14 protein-coding genes are annotated in these 19662 nt (G+C 41.6%); 1 reads left to right on the top strand and 13 read right to left on the bottom strand.

What is annotated here, in order from left to right; genetic code table 11:
- The first annotated feature begins 18 nt into the window (after positions 1-18).
- Entirely contained in the window at positions 19-201 is a 183-nt protein-coding gene (locus BW986_RS26660; protein WP_076372505.1) for a hypothetical protein, read from the top strand.
- Between the two features lie 446 nt (positions 202-647).
- Here the strand turns inward: BW986_RS26660 and cuyA are convergent, their stop codons facing one another.
- The 13 genes from cuyA to hutP all read right to left on the bottom strand — a co-directional run bounded on the left by cuyA (position 648) and on the right by hutP (position 19505).
- Positions 648-1640 carry a D-cysteate sulfo-lyase gene (gene cuyA, locus BW986_RS26650; RefSeq protein WP_076372501.1) on the bottom strand — a complete coding sequence of 331 codons (993 nt, stop codon included), beginning with the start codon at positions 1638-1640 and terminating at the stop codon, positions 648-650.
- Between the two features lie 321 nt (positions 1641-1961).
- Entirely contained in the window at positions 1962-2339 is a 378-nt protein-coding gene (locus BW986_RS26640; RefSeq protein ID WP_076372497.1) for a RidA family protein, read from the bottom strand.
- Positions 2340-2436: 97 nt separating this feature from the next.
- A complete protein-coding gene (locus BW986_RS26635) occupies positions 2437-3915 on the bottom strand; it encodes an amino acid permease (protein ID WP_076372495.1) in 1479 nt (492 codons plus the stop codon).
- Between the two features lie 234 nt (positions 3916-4149).
- Positions 4150-5595 carry a sigma-54 interaction domain-containing protein gene (locus BW986_RS26630; RefSeq protein ID WP_076372493.1) on the bottom strand — a complete coding sequence of 482 codons (1446 nt, stop codon included), beginning with the start codon at positions 5593-5595 and terminating at the stop codon, positions 4150-4152.
- Positions 5596-5657: 62 nt separating this feature from the next.
- A complete protein-coding gene (locus BW986_RS26625) occupies positions 5658-6833 on the bottom strand; it encodes a MalY/PatB family protein (protein ID WP_076372491.1) in 1176 nt (391 codons plus the stop codon).
- Positions 6834-7054: 221 nt separating this feature from the next.
- Positions 7055-8485 (bottom strand): MBL fold metallo-hydrolase, encoded by a 1431-nt coding sequence (locus BW986_RS26620; RefSeq protein WP_076372489.1) that lies wholly within the window; start codon positions 8483-8485, stop codon positions 7055-7057.
- 59 nt (positions 8486-8544) lie between these two features.
- Entirely contained in the window at positions 8545-9744 is a 1200-nt protein-coding gene (locus BW986_RS26615; RefSeq protein ID WP_076372545.1) for an FAD/NAD(P)-binding oxidoreductase, read from the bottom strand.
- Positions 9745-10343: 599 nt separating this feature from the next.
- On the bottom strand, positions 10344-10694 hold the full coding sequence (locus BW986_RS26605; protein ID WP_076372485.1) for a thioredoxin family protein: 351 nt from the start codon (positions 10692-10694) through the stop codon (positions 10344-10346).
- A 1050-nt stretch (positions 10695-11744) separates the two neighbouring features.
- Complete coding sequence (locus BW986_RS31150) at positions 11745-13472, bottom strand: glycine betaine ABC transporter substrate-binding protein (RefSeq protein WP_076372483.1); 1728 nt, start codon at positions 13470-13472, stop codon at positions 11745-11747.
- Between the two features lie 4 nt (positions 13473-13476).
- Entirely contained in the window at positions 13477-14682 is a 1206-nt protein-coding gene (locus BW986_RS26595) for a quaternary amine ABC transporter ATP-binding protein (RefSeq protein ID WP_076372481.1), read from the bottom strand.
- Positions 14683-15700: 1018 nt separating this feature from the next.
- Positions 15701-17098, bottom strand: coding sequence for an amino acid permease (locus BW986_RS26590; RefSeq protein WP_081395826.1), 1398 nt, complete (start codon positions 17096-17098; stop codon positions 15701-15703).
- A 325-nt stretch (positions 17099-17423) separates the two neighbouring features.
- Positions 17424-18941 (bottom strand): histidine ammonia-lyase, encoded by a 1518-nt coding sequence (gene hutH / locus BW986_RS26585; RefSeq protein ID WP_076372543.1) that lies wholly within the window; start codon positions 18939-18941, stop codon positions 17424-17426.
- Between the two features lie 114 nt (positions 18942-19055).
- A complete protein-coding gene (gene hutP, locus BW986_RS26580) occupies positions 19056-19505 on the bottom strand; it encodes a histidine utilization transcription antiterminator HutP (protein ID WP_076372477.1) in 450 nt (149 codons plus the stop codon).
- Positions 19506-19662 lie beyond the last annotated feature (157 nt).

The raw sequence follows: 19662 nt of genomic DNA, 5'->3' as shown, positions 1-19662 counted from the left end.
ATCCAAGGTGGAAAAAGGATGAAAATGTTTAAGCTGATTGAAGATGTTCCTTCTGCGTATAAAAAAGGAACAAAATTCTTTTTAATATCACATTCAGAATTCATTGGCGTGAAAAGTTATGTATTACTGGCTGAAGATTTGAAAGGAAAGATCGAAGTGACGGAAGAGGAATTGAGGAGTAAATTCATTTCCATCCATTGATTTAAAAAGCTCCATTTGGTTAAGCTGGAAGCTGCTTAGCCAAATGGAGATTTTCCTTTCCAAGTCGATGGGATTGAACCAGCGACTTGGAAAAAACTGAATATGTGGAAGGAAAGGACATGTACATTATGGTGAATGTTTTCTTAAAAACTATGATTCTAATGAGCCGGAAATTTTCATCCACCTCATTTTTGACGAATGCAACATACCAACCCTTATTTACAGTCTATTTACGGAATAACTCATATTCCATCCCACAGCAGGAAAAAGCATTGTTAAAGTCTATACCAAATCAGATGAAATTCATTCATATACTATTTGGTATGGCTTCATGGGGCTGATTCTATATACCTCTTTCGAATAAATGCATCTTAGAACCAGAAGATCCTTTGCCTTCTATATTTATTGTTTTTTTGATTCACACTATGCCATATAATAATCAAATTTCAATAAAATAGTGAAGTATTGGCGTATAACGATGAAGCTCCACCAGAGTGAACAAATAGAATGTTATCTTCAGGTTTAAAGGTGCCTTTTTGTATTAAATCGATGAGTCCCGCTGCCGCTTTACCCGTATATACCGGATCCAGCAAAATCCCTTCCGTTCTTGCCATTAGCTTGACTGCTTCCACCATTTCAGGTGTAGGCAAAGCATAACCAGGACCGACATACTCATCAAAACACGTAACAGCCTCACGAGGAATTGAATTTGGAATGCCGATGTGTGATAAAGTTTCGTTAACTAGCTGATAAACTTTCTCTTCTTGTTCAGCTTTTCCTCTGCTTACATTTATTCCGATTACCGATATTCCACTTTGGTTTCCATGAAATCCGGCCGCCAAACCAGCATGCATTCCTCCGCTTCCGCTTACACAAATAACTGCTTTCAAATCAATCCCTTGGTCAAATGACTGTGCCAAGATCTCCTGTGCGCAAGCAACATATCCCGTTGCACCAATAACATTCGATCCCCCAACCGGAATGATGTACGGGCTATGTCCAGTCTCTTTTACCCCTTTAGCTATTTTCTGCATTTCCTGCATTAAGTCCGCTCCATTAGGCACTACTTTTATTTGTTCAGCGCCCAATAAATGATAGAGAAAATAGTTACCGTTAAAATCTGGTTCAGCATTTTCAAGACCTTCTTCTAACACAAGAATGCACTTCATTTTTTCTTTAACCGCTGCCGCTAATGTTAAACGGCAATGATTGGATTGAATGCCTCCACATGTAATCAACGTATCCGCACCTTTTTCCAATGCATCTGCAACAAGGAATTCCAGTTTCCTTGTTTTATTTCCCCCAGCCGTCAGACCAAGCATATCGTCTCGTTTAAGATAAATAGAAGGACCACCAAGAACTTCGGAAAGATGGTATAGCTTCTCAATGGGTGTTTCTGTTGGTGTATATCGCTGTCTGGGGAATTGTGCTAAATTCATTTTAAAAAATCCTCCTGATATTTTTGTTTAGACTGTTTTCGCATACTTTGCTATTTACTAAGTAATGCGGTGTGGTTGATTTCCCCTCCAGATGCTCACTTTCCACGGGGCGGGCGGTGAGCCTCCTCGGCGTGAACGCCTGTGGGGTCTCACCTGTCCCGCTGCTCCCGCAGGAGTCTCGCACTTCCGCTCCAATCAACCTTAAATCGTTTCGTTTTAAAAACGACAATCTTTACGAAAAGAGCCTTTGTTTAAGACTGGGCATATTTACATTAAAGAAAATTCAATATCAATCTGCCTTCCCTTTTCAATTATATATCATTAAATAATAGCCACCGCTTCTATTTCAATAAAAGCATCTTTAGGTAAACGAGCAACTTCAACCGCACTTCTTGCCGGATAATTATCAGGGAAAAACTCTCCATATACATGATTCATCACGGCAAAGTGATTCATATCGCTTAAGAAAACCGTTGTTTTTATTACCTGCTGTAAGCTTGATCCCGCCGCTTCTAAAACCTTCTTAAGGTTCTCCAATGACACCCTTGTTTGCTCTTCAATATTATCAGGCATTTCTCCAGTTTCAGGATCAATTGGCAGCTGCCCTGAAGTGTAAACTGTATTTCCTGCCTTAATACCTTGTGAATAAGGTCCGATAGCCTTGGGGGCTTCTTTTGTTATGATTGCTTCTTTTATCATATAAACCACCTCTTTTTTTGTATGTAATCCTATTAATACGTAATAGAATTTAATTCCCCTTGAATAAAACGCTTACATTCATCATAAGCCTTCCCTCTTATTCTTTGTGCTCAAAATCACACTCCATCAGAGGAACCATTTTTGTTTTCTTAATGATTTTATAACCAAGCCAGAGAAGCAAGAAAATAGGAAGACCAATGTAGGTAGCCAGTATTTCCGCCCAGCCAATCTGATGTCCGAAAAAAAGAGTCTGTCCAAAAATGAAAACCACAAAAAATAATAGTGTGATAACCGGGCCCAGAGGGTACCATTTGGCTTTAAACGGCAATTCATTTAGATCTCTGCCTTGGGCTACATAGGCCTTACGAAAGCGGTAATGACTAACGGCAATCCCGAACCATTTGATAAATCCGGTAAGGGCTGAAGCATTTACCAACCAAATAAAAACGGAACCATTTCCAAAAAGGGAAGCCAAAAAAGAGGCAAGCCCTATAAAAGCAGTTGTACAAAGGGCCCACATGGGAATTCCCTTCCTGTTAAGACTTGCAAAGATTCGTGGTGCCTTTCCTTCTTTCGCCAGTGCCCATAGCATACGTGAAGAAGCATACATTGCTGAATTTGCAGCTGATAATACAGAGGTAAGGAGCACTGCATTCATGACGGAAGCGGCAAATGCCAACCCAGCTCTCTGAAGAACGAGCGTAAAAGGACTGATAGATACATTTTGAACGCCGGATTTAAGCAGGTTTGGATCCGTATAAGGGATAATCAAACCGATAACAAAAATCGTCAACACGTAGAAAATAAGGATTCTCCAGAAGATTGACCGAATCGCTTTCGGTACGTTTTTCGATGGATTTTCGGTTTCACCGGCTGCCGTCGCAATCACCTCAGTTCCCTGGAATGCAAAGCCAGCGATTAGCACAACACTAAAGATCGATACAAGCCCGCCATGGAAAGGAGCATCTCCATGGGTAAAGTTACTGAGCCCGACCGTATGTCCTCCCATAATTCCAAAAATCATGGCAACCCCAATAACGAGAAACACGATGATCGAGATGACCTTAATACCAGCAAACCAGTATTCACTTTCCCCATATGCCTTGACTGATAAAACATTTAAAATTAGCAACAAACCCAGAAAAAGTGCGCTCCACAAGATAGAAGGTGAGTCAGGGAACCAATACTTCATAATAAGAGTGGAGGCCACCAAATCTGCAGGAACCGTTATTGCGGTTGTATACCAATAGTTCCAACCTAACGCAAAGCCTAACGCAGGATCAATATACTTTGATGCATAGATGTCAAAAGCCCCCGGGACCGGTAAGAAGGCCGATAGCTCTCCTAAACTATTCATGACAAAATAGACCATGATTCCAACCAGAATATATGCAGCAAGCGCTCCACCCGGCCCCGCAGTGCTAATCGTCGATCCGCTGGATACAAACAATCCAGTTCCAATAGCACCACCAATGGCCATCATCGTTAAATGTCTGGATTGCAGCTTCCTTTGTAAGGATCCTTTTGAATTTCGCTCTTTTAGGGTGTTACTTATCTCTGCTTCTAATTTCCCCATAGTGTATCCCCCTTTTTACTCATAGTTCAAATACTTTGTATGCAAGGCTCCTCTGGCTGTTCTTTTGAATAATCTCTTTATTGATTATTTAAAGAACTTTCAGTAAATTGTTGAAATACCTCTACCTTTTGCTTTTGTCCTCACAAAAAAACTCAGGCGAGAAATTGATATGAGCACCCTCTCTTTCATTTCAAGTAACTTTATATGAGTAAAATAGAAATCTTTTAAATGAAGTTAACATAATTGGTATTTTTCCAACTTGCGATATAGAGTAGACAGGCTAATCTGTAGTTCCCTGGCAATTTGTTCTTTATCATTTCGATATTTTTCAGCCAGGAAATAACTCTGGATTACGTCTTTTTCATATTCTGAAATCATTTGTTCTAAGCTTAATCCACTGCACTCAACAGTGAGATGATCCTGTTGAAAGAGATAGTCAGGTAAATCTTGAAAGCCCACAATATCCGATTCGGCCATATTGATCATATATTCTACGGCGTTTTCCAATTGTCTTATATTACCTGGCCAATCATAGCGAATAAGCCATCGCTCCAGCATGGGGTCAAGTCTCAGTGGATTCCTTTGCATGATCATACAATGTTTATGAATGAAATGTTCGAGATACAAAGCGATGTCATCACGCCGTTCTCTCAAAGGTTTGGTATGGAGAGGGAGGACATTGAGACGATAATATAAATCCTCGCGGAAAGTTCCGTTTTTCACCATTTCCTCCAGGTTTCGGTGAGTGGCTGCAATCACCCGTACATTAATCTCGATTGCTTTTTTTCCACCGATTCTTTCAATCTCTCTTTCTTGTAAAACCCGTAATAACTTTGGCTGCAAGAAAAGCGGCATATCACCAATTTCATCAAGAAAAATGGTTCCTTTGTGCGCTAATTCAAATTTCCCCATTTTCCCATTCCGGTTCGAGCCGGTAAATGATCCGCCCTCGTAACCAAACAACTCACTTTCCAATAAGCTCTCAGGTATGGCTGCGCAATTTACTGCCACAAATGAATGCATTCGGCGCTTGCTTTCAAAATGAATCGCTTTGGCTAATAATTCCTTCCCCGTACCGCTATCTCCCCTAATCAACACTGTGGATGGGCTGTTTACAATCTTTTTTGCTTTTTTAATAACATCTTGAAGCCCGGAATCTTTACCAAGAATGTTTTCAAAAGAAATAGCTTTTTGGGGGATCGGTATCTCTTCTTGAATTTTGCAACCTGGTTCTTTATCAGGGTCCAGCATTGCTAATTTATGGACTAACAATGTACTAACATTGCGTAGAAACTGTATCAGATTCTCTGATTCTATAATCATTTTCTCCTTTTGTTCATGGGAAAAACCAATCATGCCTATTACGCCAACCGGTTTGTCCTGCTTTACAATTGGAAACCCGATTGTAGCGAGTTCTTTGCATTGATTTACGAATTTACAACTCCTACACTGCGACTCATCTTTTTTCACATCGTAAACCACTCCAGGCTCCCCTGTTTCCAATATCATTCTGAAAAAGGAGCCTTCCGGAGCCGTTTTGCCAATGAGATCTTTATAGTAGCCAGTTCCGCTAATACGAACTCCCTTTTCATCAAGCACGGTTATATCCAGACCAAGGATTCCTGCTGTGTTCTCAGCGTAATCTTGAATAAACTGCTGCATGCCGATAAAGCCTGCCATATTATCCTCCTTTGCTATTGCGCTTTATGAATAATAAAATAAATTTATTATAAAATAAATTTCTACGCTTTGCACAAAGAGGAGACAGCTTTTTCTATGCCACCCAGAGCATTTTTCAACATCGAACGTGGACAAGCAATATTGAGCCGCATAAACCCTTCACCTTCCATACCGAAAATCTGCCCTTCATTCATTGCAACCCTTGCTCGGTGCAACATAAATTGATCCATTTCTTCAACTCCCAATTCCCGGCAATCAAGCCATACAAGGTAGGAGCCTTCAGGCTGGATGACTTTGATTTGCGGGATGTTTTTGCTGAAGTAATTCATGGTGAACTCCAAATTCCCCTGCAAATATTCAAGGAGCTGATCCAGCCATTCTTCTCCGTGTCGGTAAGCAGCCTCTAACGCAACAACGCCAAATATGTTCGGCGAACCAATGGATAATGTATGAAGTTCCCGTTCATACCTATCGCGCAGTTGCTGATTTGGAATAATGATACTTGACGTCTGCACACCCATTAGGTTAAAAGTTTTGCTTGGAGCAATGCAGGTAAGAGAATGGTTCGCAAACTCTTCTGATATAGAAGCAAAAGGAATATGGGTATGTGTCTTATAAACAAAGTCAAAATGAATTTCATCTGCGACAACGAGAATATTGTGCTTCATACAAAGCTGCCCCAGTCTCGTCAATTCTTCTTTGCTCCATACCCTTCCGATCGGGTTATGGGGACTGCACAGAATCAACATTTTTACCGATGAATCTATCTTTGCCTCCAGGTCTTCGAAATCTATTAAATAACGCCCATTTTCAAGCTTAAGCGGGTTGTTTACAATTTCACGGCCATTCGCTTGGATCACACGGGCAAAATGATGGTATACAGGAGGTTGGATAATTATTTTGTCCCCTGTCTGCGTGAAGGACTGAATCGCCAACGAGAGAGCTGGAATCACTCCTGGGCTGTGGGTAATCCATTCTTTCTCAATGGACCATCGATGTCTTCTTTTCAGCCAACCAACAATGGATTCCATGTACGAGTCCGGTCTAAGCGTGTAGCCATAAACACCGTGCTCCACACGTTGTTTTAATGCTTCGATGATAGGTTGTGGAGACTGAAAATCCATATCGGCCACCCACATCGGTATAACATCCTTTACACCAAAATGATTTTCAAGATCATCCCACTTTTCGCAGTCAGTGTTCAGTCGACGGATTTCTTGGTCAAAATTATATTTCATCGAGTATCTCTCCTTCTCATGTATGCTTGTGTACCTTGCCTCTTTTTATATATGCAATTGTCATGCCAACCCATTTCTCCTATAAAATCTCCTTATTTTTATAGAATTACTTGCTCGAATCCCCTAATACCGCGTTCATTTTTAAAAACCCTCTGATCATAAGCATTTACACATTTGCAATCATGGTAAAATTTTTGCATGGATGATAAAATTCAAAGATTTCATTTAACTTCTCTAGTGGGCGGCAACTTCTTCTGTTTACTCCATTCTTCATAACCGCCTACAAGACTTTTTACTTCCTTAAAACCATGAACTTGCAGAAGGCTTGCAGCGATGGCTGATCTTCCTCCGGTTTTGCAATAAACCAAAATTGGTTTATCATGTGGAAGTTTAGGTGCCTGTTCTTGTAAATGGCCAAGCATGACGTGATTAGCTTGTGGAAAATGGCCTTCCTTCCATTCGTTCATGCTTCGGACATCTAGCACATATATGCTTTCTGTCTGAATGGCGTCATCTACCATGTCCATTGTCACTTCTTCATAATTCATAACACGCGAATCGGATTCTCCTACCTGCTCAATGATATTTGGATCCATCGTAGCAATGACGCGAAACCCAATGGACTGGAGATCTTTTACAATACCTGCAACATCAGCATTGCATGCTAGAAGATATATAGGCTGGTCATAATCCAACAACCATCCCGCCCACGTGACAAATGATTTGTTATAAGGGATATTCATTACCCCTCGTATATGCTTGGTGGCAAATTCGCTGGCTGGACGCGTATCAACGACAATTCCCTGTTCCGTCCATTCCTGCACAATATCTATTGAAACCTCCATATGATGTGGTGTAGCTATCCTTCGAATTTGCTGCGCTCCCTCTTTATTCAACCACTTCATCATTGAAAAATAAGGGGGTGCCTCCGGCTGTCCAGCCAACAGCGCTTCTATAAAGCGATCCTCATTATCATATTGCAATGCCCAATTTGTCCGTTTTTCATATCCGATGGTTGACGACGGGATTGCACCTAGCGCTTTTCCACAGGCACTGCCCGCTCCATGCCCTGGCCATACTTGCAGATAGTCAGGAAGGTTTTTAAACTGCTGCAGAGATCGATACATCATGCTTGCCATTTTTTCCGAGGAAGCGTGCACCCCTGCGGCTTTTTCTAATAAGTCGGGACGCCCCACATCACCCACAAATACAAAATCTCCGGTAAATATGCCGAGCGGATCCTTGGTAGATGCACCCCCATCTGTTACGAGCAGCGATATATGTTCAGGTGTGTGTCCTGGTGTATGTACCACCTCAAAATTGATATTCCCAATGGAAAATACGTCTCCATTTCTTAGAAGGCAGTGTTCATACCCGGTTGCGTACTCATATTTCCAGTCCGCCCCTCCTTCATCAGACAAATACAATGTGGCCCCAAGCCTTGAAGCTAGCTCCTGTGAACCAGATAAAAAATCCGCGTGGATGTGCGTTTCCGTTACACCCACGATCCGCACACCATGTGCTCCAGCCGTTTTAATATAAGGTTCTATATTACGCGACGGATCAACAATGATCGCTTCTCCAGTAGCCTGACATCCCACAAGGTATGAAGCTTGAGCCAGTTTATCATCATAAAAATACTTTAATAGCATAAATCCTTCTCCTTTCAGGCACCTCGGATACTTTTGTTTTGTTATGGCTATCAACGTTTTTACATCTTTCCTTTAAGCATTCCCTTCCAATACATAATGGGAAGCAAGTTTTTCTTCAATAAATACATACTGAGCCTCTCACGGGATTGATCGATTGGAAAGGTTTCTTGCGGCTGTAAATCATAATTGAACTCAGCCAGTATAAGCCGCCCATATCCGGTAACAAGCGGACATGATGTATAGCCGTCATATTTATGAACCATAAGTTTGGCACGCATCCGATGAAGTAAATTTTGCACAAGCACTGGCGCTTGTTTGCGAATTGCAGCCCCCGTTTTCGACGTAGGCAGGTTTGTGCAATCCCCTATGCCGAATACATTGTCATAGTGTTGATGCTGAAGTGTATATTTGTCCACATTCAGCCACCCATTACTTTCCGCGAGCGAACTATTCTTGATAAAATCGGGAGCGCTCATGGGTGGTACCACATGTATCATGTCATAATGCATATTCACGCGCTCTTCTGTGTTCAGGTTTTCAAATGTCGCTCGCTTCTTGTCACCATCAATTTCAACAAGATGATGCAAAAAATATGTCTCTATTTCTTTTCGTTCAATTATTTTATTTAGTGCCTGTTCATATTTTTTCACATTGAATATGGATGGGTTCCCTGAAACAAAAATAACCGAAGATTGCTGGCGAACTCCTGATTTTTTGAAATAGTCCTCTGCCATATACATTATTTTTTGAGGAGCCCCACCGCATTTTACCGGCGTGTTCGGATTGGTGAAAATGGAAGTCCCCCCCTTGAAGTTTCTGATCGCCTCCCAGGTGCTATCAACATGATCATAAGAGTAATTACTACATACTCCATTCTTTCCAATGCTCTCTTTTAAACCTTTGATTTTATGCCAGTCAATTTGAATCCCGGCTGCAACAACTAGGTATTCGTAGTGCAGTTTCTTTCCGGATGCTGTTACAACTACATTTTCATCGGGCTCAAATGTGGTAACCGCATCCTGTACCCACACGGCTCCGTTCGGAATAACGGATGCTTCCTCCCTTTCTGTCACAGTTTTGTCAGCTTCACCAGCTCCTACAAGTGTCCATAATGGCTGATAATAATGTTTCGTGGCAGGGTCAATGATGGCAATGTTTCCGCTAAGAGTACGTGATTCACGCAAAAGACGGGCTGCGACCGTAATTCCGGCACTGCCACCTCCTACAATCAAAACTTTGTAATGATTTTCATTCTTCATCTTTGCCATTCCAAGCACCTCATCTCCAATTTATAAAGTAGCTCACCAATCTAACGCTTCAGCATTAATGATTAGCTTGTTTCGCCGACAGCTCCCCTCCAACAAGTCCGAGCATAATCCCCTAAAGCAAAAAAGTTATATATTCTTCTCTTCCAGACCTAAACGCTGTATTGTTCCTATGCAAAAAATAGGTTGATAAAACCGGTTATTTTGAATATATTGCCAATAAATATTGAATAACTATTCAATATTTATTGGCTTCAGATTAATGCGGGTCTCTGATTAACGTTACAAAGTAGAGCAGCTCTAATTGAGTTTCAGTATTGGATTTGATGGAAGCGGCACCGAAATCTTTTTGGATAGGCGCCCTCCCAATTAAATACTAGTAAATGATTATCTTTTTAATTTTCTTTGTTACTATTTTCCAAGTAAATCGGTGTGGTGGATTTCCCCTCCAGATGCTCGCTTTCCGCGGGGCGGGCGGTGAGCCTCCTCGGCGTAAACGCCTGTGGGGTCTCACCTGTCCCGCTGCTCCCGCAGGAGTCTCGCACTTGCGCTCCAATCAACCTTAAATCGTTTCGTTTTAAAAACAACAATCTTTACGGAAAGAGCCTTAATTTTCCACTTTCTTCTACGATATGATTGAGAAACTGTTCAACCTCTTCCTGGCTTTTTCCGCTTTTACTTACAAAGCGATTAAGTTCCTTCCCTTCTTGAAAAGCAATAAAGCTTGGAATTCCATACACATCTAGCTTCTCTAATAGTTCCGGAAAATGGTCTCGATTTACTGCGATCATATCTATTTTTTCTTTATACGCTTCTTCTACAATTGGCATGAATAAATTGGTACTCTGACAGTCTGGGCACCATTCAACATAAAATTTGGCAACAACTGGTTTTGTTGATAAAATCGCCTCGTCAAACTCTTGCTCGGTTTTGATCTCTTTCATATTTACAATCCTCCCTATATTTTGTTCTCAATGTTATACTGATTGTTTGTCTCCATTACTTGATCGCTCTTGCATCAAGATATCTTTCGCAATCCAGAGCAGCCATACAACCACTTCCTGCAGCAGTAATTGCTTGGCCGTATTTATCCGCACGTAAATACATCAGGAATATTCGTTTGCACCAGGATTCAGGATGATATATTCCATATCGTCCGTAAATTGATCCACATCCGCCGTGCAAACCAAATACGAATCCGACAATAGTTCATGAAACAATGGAGAGGAGTACTTGAATAGTCGTCATTATCTCCTGAGACTCTTACCAACAAAGCTGAATATTTGGCCATTCAGCCCTCCCTCCTTTCTTGATTTACTCTTATTTATATATGCAAAAACCATGCCAACTAATTTCTCCTGTAAAACCGCTTGTTTTGCACACCCCACACTTTATAAATTCTCAATTTTGCCACCATTCCTCTTAAAAAGACTTTCTCATCAAGCTTGATGCCTTCTTAGGAATGGGAACCACTTTTGCACCTGTAATAAAATCAACTTGTATAAAATGGTTCTCTAACATATCGGTTAACGAGAACTTTCATTTCCGCTTCCGTTAACTGAAATAGGATACATAAACAATGTTAATGTGTTACTTCTGATGAAAGAAAAAAATCGCCTTCAATTTATTTAGGCGATTTAACGTTACTGGTATTATAGAATTTAAAACTGGATGTATGCTGTCGTCCTTCAGTTCAATCTTAAGCCAGGCTCAAAGAGACTGGATAGGCCTTACATGAACAGAATTTGTGTCTAACTTATTCTTCCACACATCACGTTTATCTTCAAAAGGCTTTATTGGACACCTGCCTTTTGCATATCACTTTTTAAACCAAGTCGCTCACGATATGACTACCCCTCATCCAACTTCAAACGTTTGTCCTCTCGCATAAATTCTTTGCTGCTTTTTGCCATAGAAAAATCCCCTCCCAGGTAAACTGTTAAGAACATTTTTCATGCTCTCCTTTTCCTCAGTCTACCTGTAGGGGATAATTCTTATTTCAAGTCTTCAATCGAATCAATATCGACGTAATCCGGTACGACCAGACCAAGCTTTGTTCCTTTTAAGTTTGGTCCAAGGTCAACCATTTCATCTTTATACTTATTATAGTATTCAAGATGTGTCCCCGGGAGCCATGCAGCTACCATTGCGTCCGCACTACCGTTTGCTACACCAGCAAACATTGGCCCCACTTCGACCTGACTCAATGTTACATCATAGCCATTCTGCTCCAGTACCTTGCCAATCACATTCGTACTGGCAATTTCCGTGTCCCAAGCAACATAAACCAGTTTGATTTTTTCACCATTTCCTGATTCAGCACCTTTGGTCCATGCGGATACTTTGTCCTGATTTTCCTTTATCCATTTTTCTGCTGCTTCTGAAGGAGACATGCCTTCAGTAACTTTGACCATTACATCTTCCATATCTTTAGTATCCCAGAAGAATTGATCAAGAATTTTATAAGCACCAGGTGCATCTTGTTCAAGGCTTTTTCTGGCAATCGAATTGATATTTTCAGCCTTGCCGTATGATTCATTCGGATCTTCGAGATATTTCAAGTCATATTTCGAGAACATCCAATGCGGTGACCATCCTGTAACGACGATTGGTTCTTTTTTATCAATTGCTTTTTTCAATTCTGCAACCATCGCTGCCGATGACCCTTCAACCACGTTCCAATCATCCAGCTTATAATCATCTATAGCCGTTTTAGTCAGCTTCATTATCCCTGCTCCAGGTTCAATTCCGATGATTTCATAATTGGCCTTGGCAGCAAGACTGTTTTCATCCCCGTTCACAGCTTTTTCTTTTGTAAAAGCACCGAATAGTGCAGTACCTACAACAAGTAAAGCCAATATTGTAAAAATGATTTTCCTGCTAACGATATGTTCGTAAGCTGGTTTACGAAGGTTTTGCGTGATACGATCTAAAATGATTGCAATGATTACGATGGATAACCCTGCTTCAAATCCTTGCCCAACATTAATTTGGCTGACAGCCCTGTAGACATCAGCCCCAAGTCCGGGTGCTCCAACCAATGAGGCTGTAACAACCATTGACAGTGCGAGCATGATGCTTTGGTTAACTCCTGCCATAATCGTTGGAGTAGCCAATGGTATTTGTACCTTGAATAACTTTTGGCTGCTGGTTGAACCAAAAGCATCCGATGCCTCGATCAAATCATTAGGCACTTCCTGAATCCCAAGATTGGTCATTCGGATTGTCGGTGCGATAGCGAAAATGAATGACGCAATGATCCCAGGCACTACCCCTATTCCAAAGAATAATATCGAAGGAATCAAATAAACGAATGCAGGCATCGTTTGCATGAAATCCAAGATCGGGGTTACGATATTGCGCACGGTTTTATTTTGGGCACACCATATTCCGATCGGAATCCCGATCACTATCGTTAAAGCTCCTGACAATATAACGATTGCCAGAGTTTGGATGCTTGATTCCCAATAACCTAGATTATCGATCAATAGTAAGCTGATGAATGCAAATACTCCCAATGGCCATCTGCTTGTATAAGTAACTAGAAGGGTCAGGACGATGATTAAAACGATCGAAGGTCCTGCACTCATTACATCGACCAAAATATTCAATAGACCCTCGATCACATTTGTAATAAATGTAAATAATCCAGCAAATACAATAGTTATCCAATCCACCAAAGAATCGACCCAAGCTCCTAGTGGGATTTTCGGCATATTCATTGAATTATTCACTCTCCATTTCATTCAAGGAATCTTTATTGCCGGCCAAAGCACCGATAACGGCACCGCGAAGAAGGATTCCTTTAATTCTGTTCTGATCATCGATGACTGAGATTGGCAAGCTTGAAGTCGCCATCACATCCATGAGGTTTCCAAGTAATTCATCCTCTTTTACAGTTGGGATATCGGTTGACATCACTTCTGAGATCGATTGGTCATTGCTCATTGCCTGACGAGCCTGTTCAGCAGTCACGGCCCCCAATAACTTCTGCTTTCTATCCACAACAAAAATGCTGGAATACCCTTGTTTACGCATGATTTCCAAGGCAACCCTCGGACCTCTGTCCACCGCGATCTTCTCTGGGCGTATCATCACATGAGACGCTGTCAAAACTTTTGACAGATCAACATCTTCCACAAACTTCTCGACGAATTCATTGGCTGGATTCATCATGATTTGTTCAGGGGTTCCCAATTGAATTACACTTCCATCCTTCATGAGGGCAATTCTATCCCCTATTCTTAATGCTTCATCAAGGTCATGTGTAATGAAAATGATCGTTTTTTTGTACTGATCTTGGATTTGAATCAGTTCATCCTGCATATCCTTACGAATCAATGGATCAAGGGCACTGAAGGCTTCATCCATCAATAGGATATCCGTATCACTTGCGAGTGCCCGGGCTAACCCAACCCTTTGCTGCATACCGCCGCTAAGCTGGGATGGCAGCTGATTTTCGTAGCCTTTCAATCCAACGGCCTCAAGAGCCTTCATCGCATTTTCATGACGTTTTGCTGGATCTACTTTTTGAATTTCGAGCCCGAATTCAGCGTTTTCCAATATCGTTTTATGCGGAAATAAAGCAAAGTTCTGAAAGACCATGCTTATCTTCTTTTGTCTGACTTCCCTTAAGCGGGCCGCGTTCATCTTCACGATATCTTCATCATCAATTAAAATTTCACCCAATGTCGGATCGATCAATCGATTGAACATGCGGATCAAAGTGGATTTCCCGCTTCCGGATAGGCCCATGATGACAAATATCTCGCCGGGATAAATCTCGAAATTAACATTATTCACTCCGACCGTTTGTCCTGTTTCTTTCAAGATTTCCTTTTTCGTTTTGCCTTGCTTCAATAAGTCTGTTGCTGCTTTTGGAGATTTGCCAAAAATTTTCGAGACATTTCTGACTTCTACATTCGGCTTCATCAATTCACCCCATTCTAATAGTTGCCCATATGATATTCAGTTTTGCTGAATTCCCCCGTTTTATGCGAGTGATGATTATTAATGCACAAGTACCTTGAAATAACGAAATTCTACCCCGATCTTTTTCAAAAAAAAAGCGGAAGTGACACTTATTCAGTGGCACAGGGCATAACGTGCATAGAAAAAATAATCTATATTTATTATTCCCAAGAAGCAGTTCTTTACTTGGATTATATTATGTGTGATTAATTGAGCATTTCAAGTAGGGAAAAAGAGGTGCAATCACAACTGAGGAAACTAGCAGGCACAACATATACCAACTGTAATATAAACGATTTCCACTTAGAGTTTTGTCCGGATGATGGACTTACGACTACCCTCTAAAGTACTTCATTTCCTTTACCAGGTGGAATGATACTTGCAGTGCAGTATAACACCAAAACGCATAGAAATATGATTATGGGATTCCCAATGTGTTTAATTTGAGCAGGGAAAAGAGGTGCAATACAACTGAGGAAACTAACAGGCACAGCATATACCAACTGAAATATAATGGTTTTTTATTTTAGAGTTTTGTTCAGTCAAAGCACTCAGAATGAACCTGTATCCCTAAAGTACTTCATTACCTTAACAAAGAATGAATATAAGTTCAAATGATGTGGGACGGAATTCTTGCCTAAAAAGCCCATTTTCGCCATCGATTCCAAAGGTTCCAAAAGACTCTAAAAACCTTGATATACCAACACTTTGGCTTCCTATAATCATAAACGCCCATCATCCGCCGCAAATTTTTTTCATTTTTTTTAAAAACTAAAATGATCCAAAAAACGGAAAAAGCGATTTTCAGTCATAAAAAATGGGTAAATTTAAGCGGTTCTGGAACTGGCAAGATTGGAATATCCTATTTTTTTATACGGTATATTTTAATGCAGACACACGTGGAAATGTGTTTCATTTACAGAAAAAAGCCCTGAAACAACAATTTCATTTCAAGGCTGATGCATATCATCAATACAAACTAATTGGCATTCCTATGTTCATCAAAATCGATTTGGCATTCCTCTAGCGGTATTACTTTTGTTTTCTTAATGAACTTATAACCAAGCCACATTATCAGAAAGAATGGGATGCCAAGATAGGCAGCGATTACACTTGCCCAGTTTATGCCATCGCCAAGAAAGGCTTGATAGTTTTGCGCCAATAAAACGAAAAAGCAAAGTACAAAGGAAAATATCGGTCCGAAAGGAAACCATTTAGATTTATAGGGAAGATCGTCCAGTGAATACCCTTGGGCAATGTAAGCCTTTCTAAAACGGTAATGACTAGCCGCTATACCCAGCCAAAATATAAATCCAGTGACTCCAACCGCATTCATAAGCCAAATATAAATAACTCCATCACCGAAAATGGAAGCAAAAAAAGCCAACATCCCTACAAGTGAAGTGACAACCAGTCCCCAAATGGGAACGCCGCGTTTATTAAGCTTCCCGAAAATACGCGGTGCCAGCCCATCTTTTGCCATTGAGTATAACATTCGGCTTGTCACGTAAAGACTTGAATTACCAGCGGATAATACGGCTGTCAAAATGATGGCATTCATCACGGAAGCAGCAAATGCCAGTCCCACTTTTTCAAACACCATCGTAAATGGGCTAACCATGATCGTGTGTCCCTGCAGACTGCCATTCGTATAGGGAACGATCAATCCAATAACAACTATGGCCAGGATGTAAAAGAGGAAGATTCTCCAAAAAATGCTGCGAACTGCACGAGGTACATTTTTTGCCGGGTCTTCACTTTCACCGGCTGCAACACCGACTATTTCTGTACCTTGAAAAGAAAATCCAGCAGCAATGAAGATACCCAATGTTGCCAAAAAACCACCGGCAAACGGAGCGTCACCAACTGTGAAGTTTTTAAAACCAATCGCTTCCCCATTCATGATTCCGAATATCATCAATATTCCGACAACGATAAAAATGATGATGGTTGCGACTTTGATGAGGGAAAACCAATATTCCCCTTCGCCATACCCTTTAACAGATACGTAATTCAATAAGAATATCAAAACCAGAAACAAAGAACTCCATAAAAAAGACGAGCTGTCAGGAAACCAAAACTTCATTACCATCGTAGCGGCAGATAGTTCTGCAGCAAGGGTCATCGCCCAAGTGAACCAATAGTTCCAACCAAGCGCAAATCCTAATGCCGGGTCAATGAAACGTGAAGCATAGGTACTGAAAGCTCCGCTGACTGGCATAAATGATGCCAGTTCCCCGAGGCTTGTCATAATAAAATAAACCATTATGCCAATTACGGCGTAAGCGACCAAAGCACCGCCAGGCCCTGCAGAATGAATGGCCGGCCCGCTTCCGAGAAACAGTCCTGTTCCAATCGCACCGCCCAGCGAAATCATCGTAAGATGGCGCGCTTTCAGCTTCCTTTGTAAAGAATTTGACGGCTGGTTTTGTTCATTTATGACAGGTGGTTGCAATTGCCGATTTTCCAAATTAGATTCCCCTCCAAAAATGCATATTTAATCTAGCACGAATAGGTAAAGTCGATCATTCCATCAATGGTCATTTCCTGCATTTCTTACTATTTCAAGGTCATTTTCTCTATTGCCGGGACCTTTTTTTGGATTTCTGGGATCTAGTAGCATTTACATAACGATATTAGGCTTAAAACCCAAGTCAATGGGCTATAAGCCTAACGTTTATTCGGATATTCCGCACTTCATATTATGTTGTAGGTAAACTCCTATGAATAAATGAATTCCAATCGATTTGATGTAACCAGCTTGCCGTTGCTTCGATATCTTTTGAAAAGATACGATCTTGTGTAATGCTCGGAATGAGCTTTCTTGCTTCCGTATAAAACTCTTTTGTAAACGGAGCCATCTTTTCTATTCCACGGTATTCCACCGCTTGCAAGGCACAAATGAGCTCGATCGACAAAACGCGGCGAACGTTTTGAATGATTTGATGTGCGTGTCGGGAGCCAATCGTTCCCATGCTTACATGATCTTCCTGGTTCGCTGAAGATGGAATGGAATCAACACTTGCAGGATGTGCGAGTGTTTTATTCTCAGAGACGAGAGAAGCTGCACAATATTGCATGATCATCGCTCCCGACTGCAAGCCAGGCGACGGACTTAAGAATGGCGGTAAATCATTCAGCTGAGGATTGACGAGTCGCTCAATGCGGCGCTCTGAAATGTTCGCAAGCTCGGCAACGGCAATTTTCATGAAGTCCATCGCAAATGCAATCGGCTGGCCATGGAAGTTACCCCCTGAGATAACCTTTTCCCCATCGTCGAAAATAAGCGGATTATCCGTCGCAGCATTCATTTCGATCTCCAATTTCTCTTTTACATAATCAAGAGTTTGCCATGATGCACCATGCACTTGCGGGATGCAGCGGAGCGAATAAGCATCCTGTACCCGCAGTTCTCCTTGCTTGGTGATGAGCTGGCTGCCGCTGATCATGCGAAGGATCCGCTCCGCGACCTCTGTTTGCTGGCGGTAACCGCGTGCTAAATGAACATCCGGATCAAAGGCATCTTCAATGCCGCGTAATCCCTCTAAAGTCAGTGAAGCAATCGCTTCAGTTTGATGTGCCAGCTGTTCAGCTTCAATGTAATTTACTAGGCCCATCCCCGTCATGGCCTGTGTTCCGTTAATTAATGCAAGACCTTCTTTTGCTTTAAGTGTCACTGGAAGAATGCCTTCCTTCGATAAAGCTACGATGGCCTCCATTCGCTCTCCTTTATAAAACACTTCCCCTTCTCCCATCAATACTAGCGCTAAATGGGAAAGTGGCGCCAAGTCCCCACTTGCTCCAAGAGAACCTTGCTGAGGGATGACCGGGTGGATATGAGCATTCAAAAGATCGATCAAACGTTCAATGACGACAGGACGAACGCCCGAAAATCCTTTTAATAGCGCATTGGCACGGAGAAGGACCATAGCTCTCGAAACCACCTCTGGAAATGGTTCCCCGACTCCGCACGCATGGGAGTGAATCAAATTCCACTGTAGCTGCTCTGCGTCCTCTGCATCAATTAAAACATCGCTGAACTTTCCAAAACCTGTTGTGATGCCATAGACGACCTTCTTTTGTTTCACGATATTTTCAACCGCTTCCCGGCTTTTTTCCACTTTCTTAACACTCTCGGCAGAAGCCGTGACAAATGCCTCTCCATACAATACTTTTTTCGCTTCTTCAATCGTTAAAGTTTGACCCGTTAACATAATCATTTCCTGCACCCCTATTCTTTTTTTAAACACACAAAAGGAGGCCATATTGACAGACTTATCCAGTCCTTCAATACAGCCCCCTATTTCACTAAATAACTATAGGCTTTTAATTATTCAAATGTGGTTAATTCCCAAGCCAACGGCTTCATGTTCAAATCCCCGAACCGGTGCTCCAATCGTTCCATACACGGCGACAGCAATCCATTCACCTTCGTCCCCGTTTTCAAACGGCCTGCCCCGAACGATTGCAAACCGAAGGCCCGCAGTCCTCAAAAGGCCGCCAAGCTCGACTTGGCCGCGTGTCACTCCTTGGAGTGCTTCGATGATCGCATGATACAGCGCATGCATTTCACGATACATATCGGGATTGACTAATCCAAGTCTTTTCGCTGATGTCTCAATGGCCGCAACTATTTTCTGCAGCTCCATTGAACCGACTTTACCTTTTCCATAAAGCCAATCCATCCGCTTTAGATTATTCGTCAATATGACTTCTTCCTCTTCGTCCGCAAACGCGTACATGATTGCATGGCGCCCGATTCTTCTGTCGAATTCCTTTGTCATGCAGGTACCTCTTTTACAATTTTCTAAATACACTAATAACTAATATTATTGTAAGCGGATACAAGCTATTCAGTCAATATATTTTTTAAAAATAAATCTTTTAGGGGATGACCCATCACTCCCCAATACCGCTTTCTACCCGTACAGCTCTCATCGA

The sequence above is a fragment of the Peribacillus simplex genome (assembly GCF_900156045.1).
In the GTDB taxonomy this organism is placed as follows: Bacteria; Bacillota; Bacilli; order Bacillales; family DSM-1321; genus Peribacillus; species Peribacillus simplex_D.
This window is presented reverse-complemented; position numbering and strand designations above follow the sequence as displayed.

Excerpts from the sequence above, each read along its gene's own strand:
- BW986_RS26640 (WP_076372497.1), bottom strand. The coding sequence starts at position 2,339 with ATGATAAAAGAAGCAATCATAACAAAAGAAGCCCCCAAGGCTATCGGA.
- BW986_RS26620 (WP_076372489.1), bottom strand. The coding sequence starts at position 8,485 with ATGCTATTAAAGTATTTTTATGATGATAAACTGGCTCAAGCTTCATAC.
- BW986_RS26630 (WP_076372493.1), bottom strand. The coding sequence starts at position 5,595 with ATGGCAGGCTTTATCGGCATGCAGCAGTTTATTCAAGATTACGCTGAG.
- BW986_RS26595 (WP_076372481.1), bottom strand. The coding sequence starts at position 14,682 with ATGAAGCCGAATGTAGAAGTCAGAAATGTCTCGAAAATTTTTGGCAAA.
- BW986_RS26660 (WP_076372505.1), top strand. The coding sequence starts at position 19 with ATGAAAATGTTTAAGCTGATTGAAGATGTTCCTTCTGCGTATAAAAAA.
- cuyA (WP_076372501.1), bottom strand. The coding sequence starts at position 1,640 with ATGAATTTAGCACAATTCCCCAGACAGCGATATACACCAACAGAAACA.
- BW986_RS31150 (WP_076372483.1), bottom strand. The coding sequence starts at position 13,472 with ATGAATATGCCGAAAATCCCACTAGGAGCTTGGGTCGATTCTTTGGTG.
- BW986_RS26605 (WP_076372485.1), bottom strand. The coding sequence starts at position 10,694 with ATGAAAGAGATCAAAACCGAGCAAGAGTTTGACGAGGCGATTTTATCA.
- BW986_RS26615 (WP_076372545.1), bottom strand. The coding sequence starts at position 9,744 with ATGAAGAATGAAAATCATTACAAAGTTTTGATTGTAGGAGGTGGCAGT.
- BW986_RS26625 (WP_076372491.1), bottom strand. The coding sequence starts at position 6,833 with ATGAAATATAATTTTGACCAAGAAATCCGTCGACTGAACACTGACTGC.
- hutP (WP_076372477.1), bottom strand. The coding sequence starts at position 19,505 with ATGACAAAGGAATTCGACAGAAGAATCGGGCGCCATGCAATCATGTAC.
- hutH (WP_076372543.1), bottom strand. The coding sequence starts at position 18,941 with ATGATTATGTTAACGGGTCAAACTTTAACGATTGAAGAAGCGAAAAAA.
- BW986_RS26635 (WP_076372495.1), bottom strand. The coding sequence starts at position 3,915 with ATGGGGAAATTAGAAGCAGAGATAAGTAACACCCTAAAAGAGCGAAAT.
- BW986_RS26590 (WP_081395826.1), bottom strand. The coding sequence starts at position 17,098 with ATGATTTCGCTGGGCGGTGCGATTGGAACAGGACTGTTTCTCGGAAGC.